The following is a 22,462-nucleotide window of genomic DNA, read 5'->3' on the forward strand; positions in this document are numbered from 1 at the left end:
AGCGGGAGCCGATGTCCGAGCTCGAACGGCTGACGGCACGGCTGGCGGCCGTGCTCCCGCCGGACGCCGTCGTCACCGACCCCGTGCGGCTGCGCACCTACGAGTGCGACGGGCTGACCCACCACCGGGCGACCCCCGGGGTGGTCGTGCTGCCGGAGGCGGCCGAACAGGTCGCCGCGGTCGTGCGGCTGTGCGGCGAGCACGGCGTGCCGTTCGTCGCCCGCGGGTCGGGCACCGGCCTGTCGGGCGGCGCCCTCCCCCGCACGGACGGGGTGCTGATCGTCACCTCCCGCATGCGGCGGATCCTGGAGATCGACATCCCGAACCGCCGGGCCGTGGTGGAGCCCGGGGTGACGAACCTGGCGATCACCGAGGCGGTCCGCGACCGGAAGTACTACTACGCCCCCGACCCCTCCAGCCAGCAGGTCTGCTCGATCGGCGGCAACGTGGCGGAGAACTCGGGCGGCGCGCACTGCCTCAAGTACGGCTTCACGGTCAACCACGTGCTCGCCGCCGAGATCGTCACGCCGGACGGGGAGATCGCGGAGCTGTCGGCGATGGACCCCGGTTACGACCTGCTCGGCGCGTTCATCGGCTCCGAGGGCACGCTCGGCATCGCTACCAAGATCACCGTACGGCTGTCGCGGGCGCCCGAAACGGTCACGACCCTGCTCGCCGCCTTCACCGGCATCGAGGCCGGAGGGCACGCGGTGTCGGCCATCATCGCGGCGGGCGTCGTGCCCGCCGCGATCGAGATGATGGACGCGCTGGCGATCGAGGCGGCCGAGGCCGCCGTCCACTGCCGCTACCCCGCCGGGGCGGGAGCCGTACTGGTGGTGGAGCTGGACGGCCCGCATGCCGAGGTGGAGCACCAGTTCGCGGCCGTGGAGCGCATCTGCCGCGACAGCGGCGCCTTCGAGATCCGGGTGGCCGCCTCCGCCGAGGAGCGGGCGGCCATCTGGAAGGGCCGCAAGTCGGCGTTCGCCGCCGTGGGCCGGATCAGCCCGGCGTACATCGTGCAGGACGGCGTGGTGCCGCGGACCGCGCTGCCGCGCGTGCTCGCGGGGATCGACCGGCTGCAGGAGGAGTACGGCATCCGCGTGGCCAACGTCTTCCACGCGGGCGACGGCAACCTCCACCCCCTCGTGCTGTTCGACGACGCCGTGCCCGGCGAGGCCGAGCGCGCCGAGGCCGTCAGCGGGCGCATCCTCGACCTGTGCATCGAGCACGGCGGGTCGATCACCGGCGAGCACGGCGTCGGCGTGGACAAGGCCCGCTACATGCCCCGGATGTTCACCGAGGACGACCTCGACACCATGCAACTCGTGCGGTGCGCGTTCGATCCCCGGGGGCTGGCCAACCCGGGCAAGGTCTTCCCCACCCCCCGCCTGTGCGGCGAGGTGCCGGGAGTGCGCAGGGGCGCCCATCCCCTGGTCGAGGCCGGTCTGGCGGAGCAGTTCTGATGGACGCGCGGGACGCACTGGAGGCGACCGGCGTGGCCGTGCGCGCGGCCGGCGACGGAGACGAGGTCGCGGGCGTGCGGCCGCGCTGGGTGGCGCTGCCCGAGTCGGCCGAGGAGATCGCGGCCGTGATGCGGGTGTGCGCCGCGCACGACCTGGCCGCCGTCGCGACGGGCGGCGGCACCAAGCTGCACTGGGGCGCCCCGCCCGCCCGCTGCGACGTGCTCGTCGACCTGTGCTGCATGAACCGGGTGCCGGAACACGCGGCGGGCGACCTGGTCGTCCGGGCGCAGGCCGGGGTGACCGTCGAGGCGCTGGCGCGGACTCTCGCCGAGGGAGGTCAGGAGCTCGCGCTCGACGTGCCCGTGCCGGGCAGCACGGTCGGCGGGCTGCTGGCCACCGGCATCGCCGGGCCGCGCAGGTTCCGCCACGGCACGGCCCGCGACCTGCTCATCGGCGTCACGGTCGTGCTCGCCGACGGCACGATCGCCAAGTCGGGCGGGAAGGTCGTCAAGAACGTCGCCGGATATGACCTCGGCAAGCTGTTCACCGGTTCGTACGGCACGCTCGGGATCATCGCGGACGCGACGTTCCGCCTCCATCCCCTGCCCGCCGCCCGCGCCTGGGTGACGGCGACGGTGGAACGCCCGGTGACGGAGACCGGACGGGTCATGTCGGCGGCCGACGTCCTGCTGACGGCGGTCCCCGCGGTGGCCGAGTCGCCGCTGGAGCCGAGCGCGGTGGAGATCGACTGGCCCGACGTGGACGGTCCCTGCACGCTGGCGGTCCTCGTCGAGGGCGCCGCCGCGGCCGAGCGCGCCAAGACGCTGTGCGAACTGCTGGCCGAGACGGCGGAGGTGACCGAGGAGCCGCCACCCTGGTGGAACCGGCTTCCCTCGTCCGACGACGACACGATGCTCGAGCTCAGGATCGGGGTCTCCTCCCTTCCCCACATGCTCCCCGCCCTGAGGGAGGCCGCCCACGCGTCGGGGGTGCGGCCGGCGATCCGCGGCTCGCTCGCCGCCGGAACCCTGCACATCGGCCTGCGCGGCCTGCCCAGTGAGATCGCCGGGTTCGTGGGCCTGGTGCGTGACGACGCCGAGGGGATGTTCGGCGGCCGGATGGTCGTGCTCGCCGCGCCCGCGGAGGCCGCGCGCCGCCTCGACCGGTGGGGACGCGTCGGCGCGCTGCCGCTGATGCGCCGGGTCAAGGAGCGGTTCGATCCCGATCGCCGGCTCTCCCCCGGCCGCTTCCTGGGAGGCATCTGATGGACCCCGAGCTGATCAGGGACTGCGTCCACTGCGGGTTCTGCCTGCCCACCTGCCCGACGTACGTGCTGTGGGGCGAGGAGATGGACTCCCCGCGCGGGCGCATCCACCTCATGGGGCAGCACGTCGAGGGCACGCCGCTCACCGACGCGATGGCCGGCCACTTCGACGCCTGCCTGGGCTGCATGGCATGCGTCACCGCGTGCCCGTCGGGCGTGCGGTACGACCGCCTGATCGAGCAGACCCGCGCGGTCGTCGAACGCGAGCACGTGCGCCGCCCGGACGAGCGCGCGATCCGCGCCCTGGTGTTCGCGCTGTTCCCCTACCGGCGCAGGCTGCGGGCGATGCGGCTGCCCATGCGGCTGAGCAGGCGCCTGCGACCGTTCCTGGAACAGGTGCACCCCTCCCTCGGCGCGATGGCCGAACTGGCGCCCGGCGTCCCCCGGCCCGTACGGCTGCCGCCGCTGGTGCGGGCGAGGCGACGCCGCAGGGCGCGGGTCGGCCTGCTCACCGGCTGTGTGCAGGGCGAGTTCTTCCCGCAGGTCAACGCGGCGACGGCCCGGGTGCTCGCGCTGGAGGGCTGCGACGTGGTGATCCCGCCCCGGCAGGGCTGCTGCGGGGCGCTGTCTCTGCACTCGGGCCGCGAGGCCGAGGCGCGCAGGTTCGCCCGCCGCACGATCGCCACCTTCGAGCGGGCCGGCGTGGACGCCGTGGTGGTGAACGCGGCGGGCTGCGGGTCGAGCATGAAGGACTACGCCGAGGTGCTGGCCGGCGAGCCCGCCTGGGCGGCCCGTGCCGAGGCGCTGCGGACCCGCGACCTGACGGAGTTCCTGATCGAGCTGGGACCTGTCGCCGAGCGCCACCCGCTGCCGGTCACGATCGCCTACCACGACGCCTGTCACCTGGCCCACGCCCAGGGCGTGCGCGCCCAGCCACGCGAACTGCTGCGCGCGATCCCGGAGCTGGAGCTGCGGGAGGTCGAGGAGTCCGCCATCTGCTGCGGATCGGCGGGCACCTACAACCTCTTCCAGCCCGAGGCGGCCCGGCAACTGGGCGACCGCAAGGCCGAGCGCGTGCTCGCCGCCGGCGCCGACCTGCTGGTGTCGGCCAACCCGGGATGCACGATGCAGATCGCGGCATCCGTCCGCAGGGCGGGCAAGGGGGAGATCCGGGTCGCGCACACGGCCGAGGTGCTCGACGCCTCGCTGCGCGGCCTCGAACCCGGCATGCTGGGACGGTCTCCGCAGAGGATGACACCGCCGAAGAGGAGGGCGCGGTGAGCGTGCAGAGCGTCGACCGGGCGCTGGACGTGCTCGAGGCACTGTCCGAGCATGGCGGCCAGGCCGGTCTGTCGGAGATCGCCGCCACGACCGGCCTGCCGTACGGGACGATCCACCGGCTGTTACAGACGCTGCTGGCCCGCGGGTACGTCCGGCAGGAGTCCGACCGGCGCTACGCCCTCGGCGGCGCGCTCGTGCGGATCGGCGGCGTGGCCGAGCGGATGCTCGCGGTCTGGGCCGAGCCCTACCTCGCGAGGCTGGTCGAGCTGTCCGGCGAGACCGCCAACCTCGCCGTGCTGGAGGGCGACTACGTCGTCTACGTGGCCCAGGTGCCCTCGCCGCGCAGGCTGCGGATGTTCGCCGAGGTCGGCCGCCGGGTGCTGCCGCACAGCACGGCCGTCGGCAAGGCCCTGCTGGCCGGGCGGGACGACGCGGAGGCGGTGTTCCTGCGCACCGGACTGCCCCGCCGTACGGACCGGACGATCACGGCGGTCGGCGAGCTGCTGGAGGAGCTCGGCCGGGTGCGCGCCCGGGGGTACGCGCTCGACCTGGGCGAGGAGGAGAGCGGCGTCCACTGCATGGCCGTGCCGGTCCACGACGGCGGGCGGACCTTCGCGGCGATGTCGGTGTCCGGACCGGCCGAGCGCATCGACGCGGTCGACCGCGAGGAGCTCGCCGCGATGCTGCGCAAGGTGGCCGAGGACTTCGGCACCGCCGTCTTCCATTCCTGACCGCGCCACGGATCGGCCAGTATGGGGTCATGTGCCGAAGCATCAAGACCCTGCGCCCGCCGTTCACCGACGAGGTGACCGAGGAGGACATCCGGGCGGCGGCCCTGCAGTATGTCCGCAAGATCTCCGGCTTCCGCGCGCCCGCCGCGCACAACGCCGAGGCGTTCGACCGCGCGGTCGAGGAGATCGCGCAGGCCAGCACGGCGCTGCTGGCCTCCCTCCAGGTCCGCGGCTCGGCCGCCCGATAGCACCGGAGTTCGCGCACGGGGTCCGAGCAGGGAAGTCCAAGCCGACCACAAGTGCCGGGCGGGACAGTGGCCGCATGGGTATGATCTCCGACTTCCTCATGGCCCGGCGACTGCGCAAGGGGCCCACGCTGCTGCTGCCGTACGCGCCCGATCCCGCGACCCTGCTGGAGACGGTGCGGCTGCACGACCCGCAGGCCGGGCCGTACGGGCGGGGCTTCAAGATCGGCGAGAACGTGGAGCTGCGCGGGCCGATCGAGCTGACCCCGGAGCTGGCGGCCAGGGCGGGCCTGCCGGCAGGCTGGGCGGCCGCGTTCTTCGCGCGCAACATCGACAGCGAGGCGGGCGGCGACTTCGCGCGCCCGAGCCTGCTCGTACGGGGTCTGGCCGAGCGGCTCGGCGGCCGGGAGCACCCGGAGTGCCAGGAGCCGCCCGAGGACCTGGCCGAGGTCACCGGCGGCCGGCTCATCGCGGTGGACGAGGTGATCGGCCTGCTCGCGGACGACGTGCCCGGCCTGGCCGTCACGACGGTGACCGACGCCGGCACGACGCTGCTCACCAGCGCCGAGAGCCCGATCGAGGTCTTCGTCACCGAATGGGACGCCGACGACGTGACGTACGAGCTGTCCGCGGACGGCGGTTACGGCACGGACGTTCCCGCCGCCGCCCGGCGGGCCGCCCTCGCGATCGCCGAGCGCACGGGCGGGGTCGCCCGCGACCACAACGGCTTCCTCGTCACCGGGTGAACACATCGGATGGAACCGGCCCGGCCGGTCCGGCGGAGTAGGGGCGGAGGGCGCCGGACCGAGCGCCGGGCTGATCGGGGCGCCGGACCACGCCCGAACTTCTCGCGTCTCTGCGGGTCCATGGGACGCCGGCCCCGCCTCGCTCGCGCAGGGTGATTGCCTGTCCTGACTGCGGCGCTTTGCAGCAGACGGGAAGCGTGTCACGATTAATGATCGCATCGGCGGTTCCGAGGGAAAGGGGGCGGACCGGTGCCACCTGCGATCGTCGGGCATGAAGGTCCACTTGCCGGTCAGCGTTTCCCGATCGACGACAAGCCGATCACCTTCGGTCGCAGAGGCGACAACAGTGTGGTGATAACGAGTGAGAGGGCCTCGCGCTTCCACGCGGAGGTGCGCCGCGAGGCCGAGGGCTACGTGCTGCTCGACCGGGGCAGCAGCAACGGGACGCTGGTCAACGGCAGGCGTGTCACCACGCATGTGCTCCGGCCCGGCGACACGATCGCCATCGGAGGGGAGACGTTCCGCTTCGAGGCGTTCGACGACGCCGAGACGGTCATGGACACCTCCCTGATGCAACGGTTCCGCCGATCGTTCCCGGACGTCGAACCGGAGCAGGTCCTGCACGTCACCATCTCCGGCGGCGGGCCCGTCGGGCTGGCCTTCGCCCTGCTCCTCGAACACCTCATGGGGCACCGGGTCGCCATCACGATCTACGACGGCCGCTGGACCGAGGACGGGCCGCGGATCGTGTGGAAGAACGCCACGCAGGGCAACAACCGGCGGCAGCAGGTCGTGACGGTGCAGAGCCGCCAGTATCTGAACCTCCCGGAGGACGTCCAGTCGCGGCTGTTCACCGAGGGGTCCTACAGCGAGATGTGGCCGGCCGGTCCGGACTCGATCCGCGACCACCGCCCGCGGAACATCCGGATCGCCTACATCGAGGACACCCTGCTGGAGATGGCGAACGAGAGGTCCGCCCGCATCCGCCTGGTGCCCGAGAGATTCGACCCCGCGGAGCGCCACGACACCGTGGCCAAGGAGCATGTGCTCGCCATCTGCGAGGGCGGGCGCTCGCGGACCCGCGAGCACTTCACCGACAGGTTCGGCCGGGCCGACGACTCGATCTTCTCGCTCGACGGCCGGCACGTACAGGACGTGGTGCTGGGGCTGCGGGTGAAGTCCAGCCTGCCCGACCCGGCGATCGTGCTGCTGACCGTGGCGCAGAACCGGTTCCTCCTGAACTCCCTGCGCGGCGAGGGCTTCCTGAACATGCGCCTCACCGACGACGAGGCCGCGGAGGTCGTCGGCATCGACCCCGTCCGGCACGTGTTCGAGGAGTGCGTCGCCTCCAGTCCCTGCCTGATGGAGCGCACCGAGGACGGGGACTTCCACTGCTCAACCCACCACACGCTGTTCCTGCCCGCTTTGATCAGGGGCTCGGCACTGTGGAGGCGGGCGAAGGAAGGGCTCGCGCTCTTCGGCGTCGCCGACGGCGACGTCAGCGCGGTCACCGCCTTCCGGCTGGACATGGTGCAGCGGCCGCGGTTCACCGCCCGGCTGTACTCCCCCACGTCCACCACTCCGGGGACGTACGGGTTCCTCCTGGGGGACGCGGCCAACGCGATCCACTTCTGGCCGGGGCGGGGTCTCAACAGCGGGCTCGCGTCGGCCATCTCGCTGGCCCGGTCGCTCAACCGCAACTGGCGCGGCAGGGCGCTCCGCGACGCCGACTTCGTACGGCACGAGGCGGCGATGTCGATGCTGCAGTATCGGCACAAGAGCCGCGCGTGGAACGCGATGGTGACCACCGACGAGCAGGGGGTCACCCGGGCGATCAAGGACACGATCGTCCAGGGCATCGAGGAGGGCCGCGCCGGTTCCGACCGGGACGCGGACGCCGACGCCCTGATGGAGCGCCTGCGGCAGATCCGCGACCGCCTGTCCCCACGTGTTCCCGGCATGCCCGACGACGCGACCCTCATCCGTCACCTGCGCGAGTTGAGGAGCGAGACGCTGCGGACCCTGCTGGTGAGCGGAGCCTGGGAGACGCTGACGGTCGGCGGAGAGGAGGTCGACATCGACATCTTCGACCAGCCGGTCTCCGCGGCGGCACCGCCCGCGGCGTCCGCTGTGCCGGCCCCTGTCGAGAGGCCGCTGGTCGCACGGCAGGCGGACGGACAGGCCGGGCGGCCCGGGAGGGTCGCCGGAGGATCGGGCGACACGCTGCCCTCCGGCTGACATCGCCCCGGAGAATCACGGAACCGGCCCGGGCCGTCCGGCGGAGTAGGGGTGAAGGGCGCGACGGCGCCCACGGAAGGATAACCCCTATGAACGGACAAATCGGGTGGTGAGGACGGTCTCCGGCGACACGCGCTTTCCCGCGGCTGCCGAGAGAGACGGCGCCGAGCCGAGCGACGCCGAGCCGAGCGACGCCGAGCCGAGCGACGCCGGGCTGATCGAGGCGTCGCTGACAGTGCCCGAGCGGTTCGCGGGCGTCTTCGACCGGCACGCGGACGAGATCCACGCCTACGCCGGTCGCCGTCTCGGCCCCGAGCACGCCGACGACGTGACGGCCGAGACGTTCCTCGTGGCGTTCCGCAAGCGGCACCGCTACGACACCTCCCGGCCGGACGCCCGGCCCTGGCTGTACGGCATCGCCGGCAACCTCATCTCCGGGCACCGCCGGTCGGAGGTCCGCCGGCTGCGGGCGCTCGCCCGCGCGCCGCGCGACGCCGGCGATCGCGGCGCCCACGAGGAGGAGCGCGGAACGGAGCGGGCGAGCGCCGCCGCCCTGCGGCCCGCCCTGGCCGCCGCGCTGGCCGGGCTGTCGGGCGCCGAGCGCGACCTGCTCCTGCTGGTCGCCTGGGCCGACCTCTCCTACGAGGAGGCGGCCGAGGCGCTGAAGATCCCCATCGGCACGGTGCGCTCGCGCCTGCACCGGGTGCGCGCGAAGCTGCGCCGCCATCTCGACCTTCCCGAGGAGAACGTGTGATGACCGACGAGATCGACCTGGTGGCGCGTGAGCGGCCCGACGTCGCGCCCTACTCCCTTGCGGCCAAGGCGGCCGTACGGCGGCGGCTGGCCGACCCCGCGGGCCGTCCCGCCCGCCCGCGCCCGCGTCCGTACCTGCTTCTGGCGGGCGGGACGGCGCTGCTCGCCGCGGCGGGCGTCGTCGCCGTCACCACCGTGCTGACGGAACCGGAGGCCCGGCCGGCGAAGGTGAGCCCGGGAGTCGTGACGCTGCCGAAGGTGTCGGCCATGTCGGCCGAGGAGGTGCTGGGCAGGGCGGCCCGCGCGGTGACCGACCTGTCGCCGCGCGACGACCAGTTCGTCAAGGTCAGCTCGCAGACGATGTACGAGGCCGACGTGGTCGGTGAGGGCGAGAAGGAGTCGCGCTACCTCTACCGGACGAAGCGAACGATCTGGCTGTCCGCCGACGGCACGAGGGACGGCGCGCTGAAGATCGAATATCTGGAGCCCCACGCCTACCCGGGGTGGCCGATCCCGCCGGAGGCGTACAAGGAGAAGGGCACCGAGTGGATGCGGCTTCCCGCCTGCAACAACGTGCGGGACACCGCCTACACGAATCTGAAGAAGCTGCCCGCCGACCCGGAGAAGATGCGCGCCTACCTGTACGACCGGCCGCACGGCGACAATCCGCCCGACACGGGAGCGTGGACGGCCGTCGGCGACCTGCTGCGGGAGACGTACGTGCCGGCGCCCCAGCGCGCGGCGCTGTTCAAGGCCGCCGCCACGATCCCCGGGGTCACGGTGACCGAGAACACCGAGGACGCCGCCGGACGGACCGGCATCGGCGTCGGCCGGGTCTCCGGCGGGGTGCGTGAGGAGATCATCTTCGACCCGTCCTCCTACGAGCTGCTCGGGGAGCGCGGCGTGGTGGTGGACGAGAAGGAGGCGAAGGCGCCCGACGGCAGCCTGGTGGCCTCGACCGCCCAACTGGAGGTCACGGTCGACGACACCGCGCCCGAGGTGAACGACCCCCGCTCCGGCTGCCTCTGATCCCCCGCCCGTACGGGCGGCGATTTGTCGGTGGTGATCTCTAGCCTCCGGCACATGACAAACGCGACGCAGGCGTACAGCTACGCCGCGCCTTCGATGCTGGTGGACGGACGCCTCGGGCTCTCGACGTCCGGCGGCAGGGCCCTGAGCGGCCCCGCCGTGGCGCCGAGGTTCTTCAGCGGGGTGGTGACCCAGGCGGCGCCCGCGGCGGCGGCCCTGCTGGGCGTGGCCGACGTGGCCCTCACCCGCTATCACCAGCCGCGTCCGGGGTGGACACGCGATCCGGTCGTCACGTGCGGCGGCGACCGGTTGCGGTTCGAGTCGTTCTCCGCCTGCGGCGGCGTGTACGCCCGGCTCGACGTGCTCGAGGACGCCCTGGACGGCGAGGTGTTCGACCGGGGGACGACCAACGTCGACGTCAACGGCCCGCTGCGGGAGGCGCTGGCCCGGGTGGGCGCGCGCGACCCGCTGCACCTCGGGGTCGGCGCGGACGAGCTCACGGTGACCACGCTCGACGGCGCGGTGGTGGAGAAGAAGGTGCCGCTGCCCGAGCGGTGGCTGCGGGGGTTCGCCGAGGTCCAGGTGATCGCGGCCCGCATGGACCTGCGGGCCGAGCTGCACGGGATGAGCGCTGTGCGGTTCCTGCGGTCCCTGCCCAAGCGGGCGACGGCCGACCTGTGGGTCGCCCCCGCGGGCCGCGACCTGCGCGTCGCCGACCGGCCCGGCCCCGGAGCGGTGTGCCTGTCCGGCGTGGGCCGCCTGGCGACGCTGCGGCCCCTGCTCCGCTTCGCCAGGAGCCTCAAGGTGTACGGCCCGGCCGCTCCCGGCGGCCCGGCGTCGAGCGCGTGGGAGCTGGAGCTGCCCGGAATGCGCTACACGCTGGTCCTGTCGCCGGAGCGCTGGCGCGGCTTCTCCGGGGAGGGCGCGGTGCTGGCCGACCTCGCCACCGACGAGGCCGAGGCCGACGCCGACGTGGTGGGGATGCTGCTCAACTTCGAGCCCGAGGTGGAGATCGGCCTGCTGGCCGACCGCGCCGGGCTGTCCTCCACGCGCGTGCGTGCCGCCCTCACCCAGCTCGGCACGGCCGGGCGGGTCGGCTACGACCTGTCCGAGGCGGCGTACTTCCACCGCGAGCTGCCCTACGACAGGGAGCACGTGCAGCACCTCAACCCGCGGCTGACGGCCGCGCGGGCGCTGGTCGAGGCCGGCGCCGTGGAGATCACGGGCGACACGGCGCGCGTACGGACCGACGGCGGGGTGCGGGAGGCCGGCCTGACCGACGGGTCGTGCACCTGCCCCTGGTGGTGGGACCACCGCGGCTCACGCGGGCCGTGCAAGCACGTGCTCGCGGCCAGGATCGCCGCGCGGCTCACGCCCGCGGCCGGGCGGTCCACCACGGAGACCGGCATGGAGACCGGTGTGGAGATGAGCTCGGAGACGGCCCGATGAGCGCTTGGCAGGAGGTGCGCGACCTCGTCACCGCACGTGAGACGAAGACGCTGGCCGACCGCGTGATCGCGCTCACCGAGGCCGAGCGCGCCGAGGTGGCGAGACGGCTGCCGGGCTTCCTCACGGAGATGCGCGACACCGCCACGCAGATGGTCCGCGAGAGCCGAGGGGCCCACGACCTCGACGACGAGGACCCGTGGTTCGCCTGGGAGCGTCGCCGGACCGTGCGGGGCGCCCTCGCCGAGTTCGGCGCGTCCCTGCGGATCGCGGGTGCGGGGACGATCTCCGGGCCCGCCGCCGCGGCGGCCTGGCTGACCCGCCGCGAGCTCTACCCGGAATGGGCGCCGGCCCCGGACCCGGCCGAGGTGGTCCGGGTTCTGGTCACCCGCCCGGCCGAGTGGCAGGCCGACGTGACGGGCCGGCTCGCCGGGAAGATTCGCAGGGCCGACGACGACCGGGTCGCCCCGCTGGTGCTCGCGCTGCTGCGGGCCTCCGGCGTGACACCGCCCCCGCACGACCCGCTCGTGGTCGCGTGGCTGACCGGCGAGGCGGCGGACGACGATCCGCTGCTCGGCCCGCTGCTGCCGCGGATCTTCGAGGCCGAGGGCGCGGGCCGGGCCCTGCGCGAGGAACGGCTCACGCCGTCGCCCACCCCGTGGCTCTCCCTGATCCGGCGGCTCCTGCGTGCCGGACGGGTGTCGCGGGCGGACCTCCTGGACGGTTGCGTGAGCCGGTTCCTGCGTGGGGGCGACGCGGCGGACCTGCGCTTCTTCGTGCGCCTGCACGAGCTGATCGACCCGGCGCCGCAGGAGGCGGCCGAACGGGCCCGGGACTACCTGCGCCTGCTCCCCGCCGCCCCCGGCCCGGTCGCCGAGCTGGCCCTGACCCAGATCAACCGCACCGGCCCTCACGACGACGCCGACGTCCAGGAGGCGATCGAGGCGCTGACCTTCAGGCCCGAGGCCAAGCTGGCCCGCGCCGGCCTGACCCGTCTGGACCAGGAGGTGCGGCGCAGGCCCGCACGCGCCGGCGAACTGGCTCCCGCGCTCGTCACGGCGTTCGCTCACGCTTCCGACGACGTACGGCGGCGAGCCGTCCGGATCGCGCTCAAGCACGCCGCGGCGTTCGGCGCGGACGCGAAGCCGACCGCCGACGCGAAGCCGACCGCCGACGCGAAGCCGACCGCCGACGCGAAGCCGACCGCCGACGCGAAGCCGACCGCCGACGCGAAGCCGACCGCCGACGCGAAGCCGATCGCCGACGCGGTCCCGCTGCTGCCCGCCGATCTCGGCCGGGAGCTCGCCGCGGTGTTCGGCGGCGAGGTCGCGGCCGAGGAGACACCGGAGCCGTTCTCCCCCGCGCCGCTGCCCGTCTTCCCCGAGCCCGGCCCGTTCCCCGCACCGACGGTGGACCGGACCACAGGGGAACTCCACGGGTGGGTGGCGTGCGAGCAGTGGCTCGCCGGCTTCGTCGCGCTGGCGGGCGAGAACCGAGCGGCCCTGCGCAAGACGCTCGCCCCCGTCTTCCGGGACTCCTTTCCCTACCTGTACGACACGGAGCGCTGGCTCGATCCGGACGCCTGGATCGCCGCCCTGGCGAAGGAGGTGATCGCTCCCGGCGCCGATCCCGGCGTGCCCGATCCGGCGCCCGTCGATCCCTGGGCGGGGTCGAGCTTCTCCGTGCACGTCAGCGCCGTGCCGCCCGAGGAAATGGACGGCCACGAGGCCGGGCGGGAAGACCAGGGCGGGCCGGAAGACGAAGAAGGATCTGAAGACGAAGACGGCGCTGAAGACGAGGCCGCGCCCGAGCCGGCCTTCGGCGACCTGCCGGAGCACGTCCGGGAGGAGATCTTCCGCCAGATCCTTGAGATCGGGGTCTCCGCCGAGCGGGTGGCGGCGATGCGGGACGGACTGCCCACGCCTGCGCGTGATCCCGGCGAGCCTGAGTTCCGCGTGCAGATCATGTACTCGGGCTTCCGGCCGCTGTTCGGCACGCCGGAGGAGCCGGACCCCGCGGTGGAGTTGCGGCGCCGCAACCGGCTGCCGGAGCCCGCGCACGTCTCTCCACCGCACATGTTCCTGCTGCACCGGCTCAGCGAGATCTACCGGGCGCTTCGAGAAGGGACGCTGCCACCCGTCCTGCTGGCGACGCCGACGGTGCTGACCGGGCACCTCGACCCCGGCGTGCTGGTGGACCGGCTGGAGCTGTGCGCCGCCGCGGGCGCGGAACCGCTGCCCGCCGACCTTCAGCAGGCGCTGCTGCGGCTGCCGAGGGGGGCTCACCCCCTCGTCGCCGAACGCGCCCGACGCGTGGGATCGCGGGCGGCGTCGGCCGTCGCCGCCTGGCTCGCCGGTGGCGGCCTGCCCGACCCGGAGGCGGGGCTGAAGTGGGGCTACATCGAGGGCGCGCACGAGCACCTGTTCGAGGAGCGTGACCCGGGGCACGTCGAGCAGGTGCGGCTGGTGCCGGTGCTGCGCGCGGAGCCGACCGGGCACCCTCTCATCGACGAGCTGCTGCGCGAGCCGTCGAAGTGGCGCTGGGACGATCACGGCTACGTCATGGGCTGGTGGCCGTCGATGCTCCCGTCGCACCGTGAGGCCGTCTCCGTCAACTATCTGCCCCACCTGCTCTACCAGTGGAACCACCCGGGGGTCTACCCGCCATACCTGGAGGCCGTGGCGGACTCCGACGGCCCACTCGGGGACGCGACCGCGCTCATCGTGGCCTACTTCCTGGCCGAGCGTCGCCCCGACCCGGTCCCTTTGCTGCTGCGACTGGCGAGCCGGGGAGTCCTCCCCGCCGGGGCGGTCGGCCGTCAGCTCGCGCTGCTGATCCGCCGCACCTGGTTCGAGTCCCGTCCGGTGCTGGCATCGCTGCGGGAGGCCGCGCATCAGGGGGCGCACGAGCAGGTGTGGGAGATCTTGATGGCCCTGCTGCCGGATCTGCTGCCCGCTGCCGGAGAGCGGCCGAACGTCACTCATACCGAGGCGGTGACGCTCGCCGCCGACCTGGCCGCCTGGGTGGGCGCCCGCGGCGAGATCCCGATCGTGTCGGCGCACGCCGCCACCGGCCGGGCGAGCCGGGGAAGCCGCTTCGCCCGGGAGTGCGCGCGCCTGCGCGACCTGCTCGCCGGATGACGCCAGGCGCCGCCGGAAGCGATCTCCCCTAAGATCGTCCTTCTTTGTCCCGGAAAGGGCGCCGAGTGTTACGACAGCGTGCGGGGTGGATCGCGGCCGGGGCCTACCTGGCGGTCTCGGCCGTCGGCGCCGTGGTCACGGCCGCCACCGGGCGTCTCGACGCCCTCTGGGCGGCCGTCCTGTGGTACCCGCTCGACGACTACTCCTCGGACGGCCTCGCCGCGGCGGCCGCGGTGGGTCTCTTCACGATCCTCGCGCTCAAGACCTGGATGCTCCGCCAGGTCTTCACCTTCCCCCCGCGTGCGCCGCGGCCCGCCGACCGGCGGACGGTCTGGCTGCGGCGCCTGCTCTACCTGGCCGTCGCCCACGCCCTGATCCCCCCACTGCCGGCCGTACGGCTCCCCGGCCTCGTCGGCGAGGCGCTCACACTGGCCCTGTGGTGCCCGCTGCAGGTGCTGTTCGCACTTGCCCTCCGCGGACGGCTCCGGGTGTTCGCGCTCGTCACCGCCTTGCCGGGGTCGGCAGGCCTGGCGATGATCGCGATGGACGAGGTGCCCGGGGTGCGGGCGCCCCGGTTCCTCCTGCTCGCCTGCCTGGCGATGGCGGCGGCCTGGCAGGTGGCCGTCCTCTTCGGCCAGCACCGCGACGGCCGCTGGAGTCGCGACACCGTCACGGCCGGCTGGCGCCACGTCACGGTGTCGCTGGCGACCCCTCTCGCCGCCGTGGCCGTCCTCTGGGCGTTCACCTCCACCACCGTGCCGCTGATGGGGATGCTGGAGGAGTTCGACGTCTTCCTGGCGGTGTGGCTGGCCCGCTCCGCCCGCGAACTCACCGGCCCACGCGGCAGGCCCCGGGAGCGTACGCCGCTCCGCCCGTCCGGGCCGATCCTGCTGGCGGCGGTCCTGCTGCCGTTCCTCGTGCTGGTCGGGCCGGAGGAGACCGCGCGTCCCGCCTACAGCGACTCGTGGTACGACGCCGGGCCACCCGAGGCGACCCGGTCCGAGGACGGGGCACGCGCGGACCACGAGAGCGACGTCGTCGCGGAGGCCAACGCCCGCTGCCGGGACCCCTGGCCGCGGCTACGGGCCCGGCGGCAGGGCACGGCCGCGTACTTCCTGTTCGAGGGCGGGGGATACGGCGTGTACGACCCGGACGACACCACGGAGGGCGAGGACCCCTACACGAGCGTCGACGACGGGTTCCTCGGCGCGGCGGGCAGTTCCGCGGTCGTGATGACCTACGGCGAGAACGAGCCGATGTGCCTGACCGTGAAGGCGTTCGGCTCCGCTCCCCGGCTGCGGCTGAAGGGCTGGGAGCGGGTGGCCGAGGTCGGCCTGGTCAGCCGCAGCGGACGCCTGGAGGTGCCTTCGTACGCGGACGGCGGCGACGAGGGCGCGGGGGCCCGGCTGCCGAACCTGGCGTTGAAGGGCCCCGGACGCTATCGGCTGCGCGTCTACGCCCGGGGAGGCGAAACGGCCGAGGAGCACCTGGTCGTCGTGTTCCCCGGCCGATCGGTCAAGAAGGTCGTGTACCGGTGAGCCGGCGGCTCATCTGCACTGCTCCAGCATCGCCGCCTTGTCGGCGGAGGTCACCGGCAGGTCGTACTTGAGGGCCACCTGGGCGAATCGCACGGCGTAGGAGCAGCGGATGTCGCGGCTGGGCGGCAGCCAGGTGGCCGGACCGGAGTCGCCCTTGGAGCCGTTGGTGGAGCCGTCCACGGGGATCAGGTTGAGCGGGTCGTTGGCGATCTGCTTGCGCTTGCTCTCGCTCCACCGCGACGCGCCCATCTGCCAGTCGTACGACAGGGGCATGACGTGGTCGATCTGGACCTCCGCCGCGTGCGACTTGCTCCAGTCGATGGTCTTGCCGGTGTACGGGTCGTACAGGGTCATGGAGGCGATGACGCAGTTCGACCCGCTGCGATACTTGATGTCCCGGCCGTCCCGCTTGAGCAGGTCGTTGCGGGTGTCGCAGCCGTTGCGCCCCCACGGCACGTCGTCCACGTTGTCGGCCCAGGCGTAGCCGAACTTGTCGCGGTCGTAGCCGGTCTTCGCCCCCCGGCCCTTCGTCGCCACCTTGTCGATCAGATCGCGAGCCTTCGCCCGGTCCTTGTCCGACGAGATCGCCTTCAGGCCGGGGCCGGTGCCGTCGGGGTTGTCGAGCGGGTTGACGCCCCGCTCCGTCCCCGAGTCGCTCTTCGCGCCGCCGCCCTTGCCCGTGGGGTCGCCGTCTAGTTCGGGCATCGGCCCGCAACCCGCCAGTACGGCCACCGCCACCGAGATTCCGGCGATCAACCGGGTACCACGCCCGCCCACTGCCACCCCTAGGTAATGAAATATCCCTCTCAGATATAGCAAAGAGTAAAAAGGTGGCAAAGGAGGCGCGCAGAAGAGCCGCGGCATACGGCGAGGGGCGCGGCACGCCGTGCGCGCCACGCCCCTCGAACGGGCCCCGTGAACGGCCCGACGGATCAGATCCGGTGGATCAGGCCGGGATCCAGTCCTGCCAAACGATCTTGTTGGCGTCGACCCACTTCTTCGCGGCCGCCTCGGCGCTCATCTTGTTCACCGACATGTCGTAGGCCACGGCGTTCTGGTCGTCGTTGGTCCATGTCCAGTTCTTGATGAACTCGTACGCCTTGCCGCCGGTCTTGGCGAACTTCACGCTGACGATCTTGTCGAGCAGGTACGGCGGATAGTCGCACTTGATCGTCTTGACGTTGTCGTCACACCCGATGGCGTACGGCGGAAGGTTGATCTTGACGAGCTTGAGCTGGTTGAACAGCCACTGCGGCTCGTAGAAGTACATCAGCAGCGGGGTCTCGTTCTCGGTGGCCTTGCGAGCCGCCGCGATCAGCGCGTCCTCGCTGCCGGCGTAGACCACCTTGTAGGGCAGGTTCAGGTTCTTGATGAGCGCCTCGTCGTTGGTGACGAAGGACTTGTCGCCGGCGAGGAACTGGCCCAGACCCTCGCTCTTGTCGGTCTTGAACAGGTCCTTGTACTTGACCAGGTTGTGCCAGTCCGTGATGTCCGGATATTTCTGGACCATCCACTCGGGGACGTACCACCCGATGACGCCCTTGTTGCCGTCCTCACCCGCGGTGATCGCGACCTTCTTGTCTTCGATGTACTCCTTCTTCAGCTCCGGGTGGCTCCAGTTCTCCAGGACGGCGTCGACCGTGCCCTTCTCGAAGCCCTTCCAGGAGTCCGCCTCGGCGCTCTCGATCTTCTCGACCTTGTAGCCGAGCTCGTGCTCGAGGAGATAGGCGACGACCGCGGCGCTGGCCTCGTAGCCGATCCAGGGGTTGATCGCGAGTCGTACGGTCTTCGTGCCGCCCCCGGCGCCTGCTCCGGCGGCGTCATCCGAACTCCCGCCACTGCAGGCGGTCATGGCCAGCGCGAGCGTCAGCACGCCGGCAAGGAGACGGATCCTCATATCTAGCCTCATCTGATGTCGTACGGGCGGCGAACGCGAGCGGCGGGGCCGCGGCGACACCGGCAGAGTATTCCACAACAAGCGGGATCGGCCGCGATCGTGGAGATCGCGGCCGACGAGTGCTCAACTCCCGGACGGGCGCACGGGGGACACGTCCCGGATCACTTGGGCATCCAGGCCTGCCACTTGGCGGTGTTGGCCTCCACCCACTTCTTGGCCGCGTCCTCGGCCGACATGCCGTTGTTGGTGATGTCGTCGGCGACCGCGTTCTGGTCGTCGTTCGTCCACTGGAAGGCCTTGACCAGCTCGTAGGCCTTGCCGCCGGTGTCGGCGAACTTCTTGCTCACGATCTTGTCGAGGTCGTACGGCGGGTAGTCGCAGTCGACCTTCTTGGGGTCGCTGTCGCAGCCCTCCGTGTACGCGGGGAGGTTGACCTTCACCAGCTTGACCTGGTTGAACAGCCACTGCGGCTCGTAGAAGTACATGAGCAGCGGCTTCTTCTGCTCGGTCGCCTGCTTGGCGGCCTTGATCAGCGCGGCCTCGCTGCCCGCGTAGACCACCTTGTAGTCGAGCTTCAGGTTCTTGACCAGCGCCTCGTCGTTGGTGACGAAGGACGGGTCGCCGTCCAGCATCTGGCCCTTGCCGTCCGACTCGGAGGTCTTGAACAGGTCGGCGTACTTGTTCAGGTTCTTGTAGTCGGTGATGTCGGGGTACTTCTGCGCCATCCACTCGGGCACGTACCAGCCGATGACGCCCTTGTTGCCGGTGCTGCCCGCCTCGACGGCGACGTTCTTCTCCTCGATGTACTTCTTCTTGAGGTCCGGGTGGCCCCAGTTCTCGATGATGACGTCGACGTCGCCCGACTCCATGCCCTGCCAGGACGGCTCCTCGGCGAGCGTCACCTTCTCGACCTTGTAGCCGAGCTCGTGCTCCATCAGATAGGACACCACGGCGGCGCTGGCCTCGTAGCCGACCCAGCCGTTGATGGCCATCTTGACCGTGCCCGCCGCGGACGCGCCCGCGGAGCCCGCCGCGCTCGCGCTCGGCGCGGCCGCGGAATCGTCCTCGACCTTGGCGCCTCCGCAGGCGGCCGCGCTGAGGCCGAGAACGAGAATCCCTGCGATTAGGCGTAACTTCTTCATGCGTTCCTCTTCTTGTGGGGAGAGCGGCGCCCGTTGGCGCCTTGCGTGATCCGGTCGAGCATGATTCCGAGGAGGACCAGGGCGACGCCGGCCGCGAGGCCCTTGCCGTAGTCCTCCTGCTGCGCGAACCCGGCCACGACGTCGTATCCGAGGGCCCCCGCACCGACCAGCGCGCCGATCACCACCATCGCCAGCGTCATGACGATGCCCTGGTTCGCCGCCAGGAGCAGCGAGCCGCGGGCCATCGGAAGCTGGACCTTCCACAGCAGCTGCCGGTCGGTGGAACCGGCGGACTTCGCCGCCTCCATCACGGTCGCGGGGACCGCCCGCAGGCCGTCCTCGACCAGGCGCGCGACCACCGGCACCGCGTAGATGAACGCGGCCACGATCGCGGTGAAGCGGCCGTTGCCGAACAGGGCGACGGCGGGCAGCAGGTAGGAGAACGACGGCATCGTCTGCGCGGCGTCGAGGAGCGGCCGCAGCACGGCGGCGAACCACCGCAACCGCGCCGCCGCCGCGCCGAGCACGAGCCCGACCGCGATCGTGATCAACGAGCCGACCAGCACCATCGTCAGCGTCTCCATGCCGTGCTCCCACAGGCCGAGCGCGGCGACGCCCAGGAGGCAGGCGGCGGCGACCAGGGCGGGGCCCGCGCCGCTCACCCGCCAGGCGAACGCCAGCACCGCCGCCGTGACCAGCCACCAGGGAGCGCTGGTCAGCACGTCCTGCAGCGGGTTGAGCAGGCCGTACGCGACGGCGTCGTTGAGGAAGCCGGTGAAGGTGTACCAGTGCGCCTCGATCCAGTCGGCCACGTCGTTGATCGGCCGGACGATCTGCACCTGCCACCGCTCGGGGAACTCCTGCGCCAGCACGGGGGTCAGGGCGAGCCCGGCGGCCGTGAGGACGGCGAAACCACCCCAGCGGACGATCCTCGCCCGGCTCCCGCCCTCGCGCCGCTGCGCCGCCGCCCGCGTCATGCGGTCGAGCACGATGGCGATCAGCACGATCGCGACGCCGGGCACCAGCGCGGCGCCCACGTTGACCCGGGCGAGCGCGCGGAGCAGGTCCTCGCCAAGACCCGGCGCCGCGATCAACGCCGTCAACGGCACCATCGACAGAGCCGCGGCGATCGTCTGGTTGACGCCCAGCATGATCGTGTTGAGCGCCAGCGGCAGGCGGACCTTGCGCAGCGTCTGCCAGCGGGTGGCGCCCAGCGACTCCGACGCCTCCACCGTCACGCCGGAGACCCGCTCGATGGCCAGCGCGGTGATCCGGATCGCCGGCGGCATCGCGTAGATCATCGTCGCGATCGTCGACGACGCCGACCCGATGAGGAACAGCAGCACCATCGGCGACAGGTAGGAGAACGTCGGCATGATCTGCATGACGTCGAGCACCGGCGTCACGATCCGGCGGACGCGGGGCGAGCGGCCGGCCCAGATCCCCAGCGGGATGCCGAACAGCAGCGACAGCACCACCGCGGACAGCGTCAGCGCGAGCGTCTCGACGCTCGCCTCCCAGAACCCGAGCACGCCGAGGCCGGCGAAGCCCGCGAGCGAGACGAGCGCGATCCGCCAGCCGCCCGCGAGCCAGCCGAGGCCGGCGGCCAGGCCGACGAGCCCGGGCCACCCCAGCGCCACCAGGGCACCCTGGATCAGCGCGAAGACCTCCGCCGCACCCAGGCGGAGGTAGTTGACGACGTACAGGAAGATCGGGCTGCTGTTGCGGTTGGCGTCGACCCAGTCGCGGGCGTCGTTGAGCCAGTGGAAAAGGGTGGCGTCGTCGTCGTGCGGCAGCGTGGCCTTGGAGCGGAAGGCCACGTAGAGGGCCACCACGGCGACGACCCCGGCGACCGGCGCGACCCACCGCGGCAGGCGCCGGACCCGCGCCGGGGCCTGCACGGGCGGCGCCACCTGAACAGGCGCGCTCACCATCTACGCCTCCCCGGGCGCGCCGGCGGAGGCGACCGCCGCGCCCCCACGAGTCCTCGCCTTGGCGGTCGCGGAGGTGTCGCCCTCGTCCCGCGCCGGCTGCTCCTCCTGAACGTCCTCGCCGGACGGCTCCTGGTGGACGTCCTCACCGGACGGCCTCTCCTGAACGGCCTCGACGGCGGGGGCGTCCTCGCCTGCCCCTCCGGAGGCGACGGGCTCGTCGTCTCCGGACTCCTCCGAGCCGGCGGGTTCCTCGGCAGCGTCCTCTGCGGACTCGTCGGCGGCTTCCTCGGCGGGCTTCCCGGCGGCTTCCTCTGCGGACTCGTCGGACTCGTCGGCGGGCTTTTCTGCGGGTGCGGAGACGACCACGGATTCGGTCTCGGGCCGCACCGCGCCGAGGAGGTCGACGCGGCTCACCACGCCGACCAGTTCGCCGTCGGCGACGACCCGGATGGGCCGGTCGGACGCCATCGCGGCCGGGACCGCGTCGTGGATCACGGTGTCGGCGGGCAGTTCGGGACCGTCGAGCGGCTCGTCAGGCGCGGGGGCGCGGGAGATCCAGCGCAGCGACAGCACCTGCGCCCTCGGAACGTCCCGTACGAAGTCGGCCACGTAGTCGTCGGCGGGCGCCCCGACCAGTTCCTCGGGAGTGCCCAGCTGCACGATCGCGCCCGCCCGCATGATCGCGATGCGCTCGCCGAGCTTGAGCGCCTCGGACAGGTCGTGGGTGATGAAGACCATGGTCTTGCCGACCTCGCGGTGCAGCCGGATGACCTCGGCCTGCATGTCGCGGCGGATCAGCGGGTCGAGCGCGCTGAACGGCTCGTCGAACAGCAGCACCTCGGGGTCGACGGCGAGCGCCCGGGCCAGCCCCACCCGCTGCTGCATGCCGCCCGACAACTGCTCGGGATAGGAGTCCTCGTGGCCCTCCAGCCCGACCAGCGACAGGATGCGCCGGGCCTTCTCGTGCCGCTCGGTCTTTCCGACGCCCTGGATCTCCAGGCCGTAGCCGACGTTGTCCACGACCTTCCGGTGCGGCAGCAGCCCGAAGTGCTGGAAGACCATGCTCACCCGGTGACGGCGAAGCTCCCGCAACTGCCTGGCCGACATGGCGCGCACGTCCTGACCGTCGATGCGCAGCTCGCCCGCCGTCGGCTCGATCAGCCGGGTGAGACAGCGCACGAGCGTCGACTTGCCGCTGCCGGACAGGCCCATGACGACGAAGACCTCGCCCGGGCGTACCTCGAAGCTGACGTCCCTGACGGCGGCGGTGCACCCCGTCTTCGCCCGCAGTTGCGCGGGCTCAAGCTCGGCGTCGGGGCTGCCGATGATCCGGTCGGCCTTGGGACCGAAGATCTTCCAGAGCCCGCGAACCTCGATCGCGGCTGTGCCCACTCTGATTCCCCTCACTTGGCGCTCGCCCGCGAGGCGGCGTGGACGCCCGGAAACGCCAAAGCACGGCGCGAGGGCTGCCGCTCGCACGCCGTGAATGAAGAGCGGGGGGCCAACGACTCCTCAGGGCACACGCACAGGCGTTGCGCTACGCGCAACACGGATCCTGTTTTGACAACAGGTCTGAGGCTAGGGCCCTGCTGCCCCTCATATGGTGAAAAATGCC

Annotated in this window: 16 protein-coding genes and 1 pseudogene; 12 read left to right on the top strand and 5 right to left on the bottom strand. The window is 72.3% G+C overall.

Annotation, left to right across the window (positions count from 1 at the left end):
- Positions 1-11: 11 nt before the first annotated feature.
- The 12 genes from HHX35_RS03665 (at position 12) to HHX35_RS03720 (ending at position 15,874) form a co-directional block, all read left to right on the top strand.
- Positions 12-1,463: an FAD-linked oxidase C-terminal domain-containing protein gene (locus HHX35_RS03665; protein ID WP_182897548.1), complete on the top strand. Its 1,452-nt coding sequence runs from the start codon at positions 12-14 to the stop codon at positions 1,461-1,463.
- On the top strand, positions 1,463-2,728 hold the full coding sequence (locus HHX35_RS03670; protein ID WP_182897549.1) for an FAD-binding oxidoreductase: 1,266 nt from the start codon (positions 1,463-1,465) through the stop codon (positions 2,726-2,728). Before HHX35_RS03665 ends, HHX35_RS03670 begins: the two co-directional genes overlap by 1 nt.
- Positions 2,728-4,008 (top strand): (Fe-S)-binding protein, encoded by a 1,281-nt coding sequence (locus HHX35_RS03675; RefSeq protein ID WP_182897550.1) that lies wholly within the window; start codon positions 2,728-2,730, stop codon positions 4,006-4,008. Before HHX35_RS03670 ends, HHX35_RS03675 begins: the two co-directional genes overlap by 1 nt.
- Complete coding sequence (locus tag HHX35_RS44470) at positions 4,005-4,739, top strand: IclR family transcriptional regulator (RefSeq protein WP_182897551.1); 735 nt, start codon at positions 4,005-4,007, stop codon at positions 4,737-4,739. Before HHX35_RS03675 ends, HHX35_RS44470 begins: the two co-directional genes overlap by 4 nt.
- Before the next feature lie 29 nt (positions 4,740-4,768).
- On the top strand, positions 4,769-4,987 hold the full coding sequence (locus HHX35_RS03685) for a DUF2277 domain-containing protein (RefSeq protein WP_142558590.1): 219 nt from the start codon (positions 4,769-4,771) through the stop codon (positions 4,985-4,987).
- Between the two features lie 74 nt (positions 4,988-5,061).
- Positions 5,062-5,730: a hypothetical protein gene (locus HHX35_RS03690; protein ID WP_182897552.1), complete on the top strand. Its 669-nt coding sequence runs from the start codon at positions 5,062-5,064 to the stop codon at positions 5,728-5,730.
- A gap of 249 nt (positions 5,731-5,979) precedes the next feature.
- The gene (locus HHX35_RS03695) at positions 5,980-7,968 is read left to right on the top strand and encodes an FHA domain-containing protein (protein WP_182897553.1); all 1,989 of its coding nucleotides are present in this window, start codon (positions 5,980-5,982) and stop codon (positions 7,966-7,968) included.
- Positions 7,969-8,077: 109 nt separating this feature from the next.
- Positions 8,078-8,722, top strand: a complete 645-nt coding sequence (locus HHX35_RS03700) for an RNA polymerase sigma factor (RefSeq protein ID WP_182897554.1) — start codon at positions 8,078-8,080, stop codon at positions 8,720-8,722.
- The gene (locus tag HHX35_RS03705; protein ID WP_182897555.1) at positions 8,722-9,750 is read left to right on the top strand and encodes a CU044_5270 family protein; all 1,029 of its coding nucleotides are present in this window, start codon (positions 8,722-8,724) and stop codon (positions 9,748-9,750) included. The genes HHX35_RS03700 and HHX35_RS03705 overlap by 1 nt, the downstream gene beginning before the upstream one ends.
- A 54-nt stretch (positions 9,751-9,804) precedes the next feature.
- Positions 9,805-11,199 (top strand): SWIM zinc finger family protein, encoded by a 1,395-nt coding sequence (locus tag HHX35_RS03710; RefSeq protein ID WP_182897556.1) that lies wholly within the window; start codon positions 9,805-9,807, stop codon positions 11,197-11,199.
- Positions 11,196-14,336, top strand: coding sequence for a DUF6493 family protein (locus HHX35_RS03715; protein ID WP_182897557.1), 3,141 nt, complete (start codon positions 11,196-11,198; stop codon positions 14,334-14,336). The genes HHX35_RS03710 and HHX35_RS03715 overlap by 4 nt, the downstream gene beginning before the upstream one ends.
- 65 nt (positions 14,337-14,401) lie before the next feature.
- Complete coding sequence (locus tag HHX35_RS03720; RefSeq protein ID WP_182897558.1) at positions 14,402-15,874, top strand: hypothetical protein; 1,473 nt, start codon at positions 14,402-14,404, stop codon at positions 15,872-15,874.
- A 9-nt stretch (positions 15,875-15,883) separates the two neighbouring features.
- Here the strand turns inward: HHX35_RS03720 and HHX35_RS03725 are convergent, their stop codons facing one another.
- The 5 genes and pseudogenes from HHX35_RS03725 to HHX35_RS03745 form a co-directional block, all read right to left on the bottom strand.
- Entirely contained in the window at positions 15,884-16,630 is a 747-nt protein-coding gene (locus HHX35_RS03725; RefSeq protein WP_259404696.1) for an HNH endonuclease family protein, read from the bottom strand.
- Between the two features lie 190 nt (positions 16,631-16,820).
- Entirely contained in the window at positions 16,821-17,771 is a 951-nt protein-coding gene (locus HHX35_RS03730; RefSeq protein WP_139576169.1) for an ABC transporter substrate-binding protein, read from the bottom strand.
- 161 nt (positions 17,772-17,932) lie between these two features.
- Complete coding sequence (locus tag HHX35_RS03735) at positions 17,933-18,913, bottom strand: ABC transporter substrate-binding protein (RefSeq protein WP_182897559.1); 981 nt, start codon at positions 18,911-18,913, stop codon at positions 17,933-17,935.
- Positions 18,910-20,847 (bottom strand): proline/glycine betaine ABC transporter permease, encoded by a 1,938-nt coding sequence (locus tag HHX35_RS03740; protein ID WP_182897560.1) that lies wholly within the window; start codon positions 20,845-20,847, stop codon positions 18,910-18,912. The genes HHX35_RS03735 and HHX35_RS03740 overlap by 4 nt, the downstream gene beginning before the upstream one ends.
- 384 nt (positions 20,848-21,231) lie before the next feature.
- Positions 21,232-22,254: pseudogene (locus tag HHX35_RS03745) on the bottom strand (glycine betaine/L-proline ABC transporter ATP-binding protein); the annotation flags it as partial.
- Between the last annotated feature and the right edge of the window lie 208 nt (positions 22,255-22,462).

Source organism: Microbispora sp. H10830 (assembly GCF_014161375.1).
GTDB lineage: Bacteria > Actinomycetota > Actinomycetes > Streptosporangiales > Streptosporangiaceae > Microbispora > Microbispora catharanthi.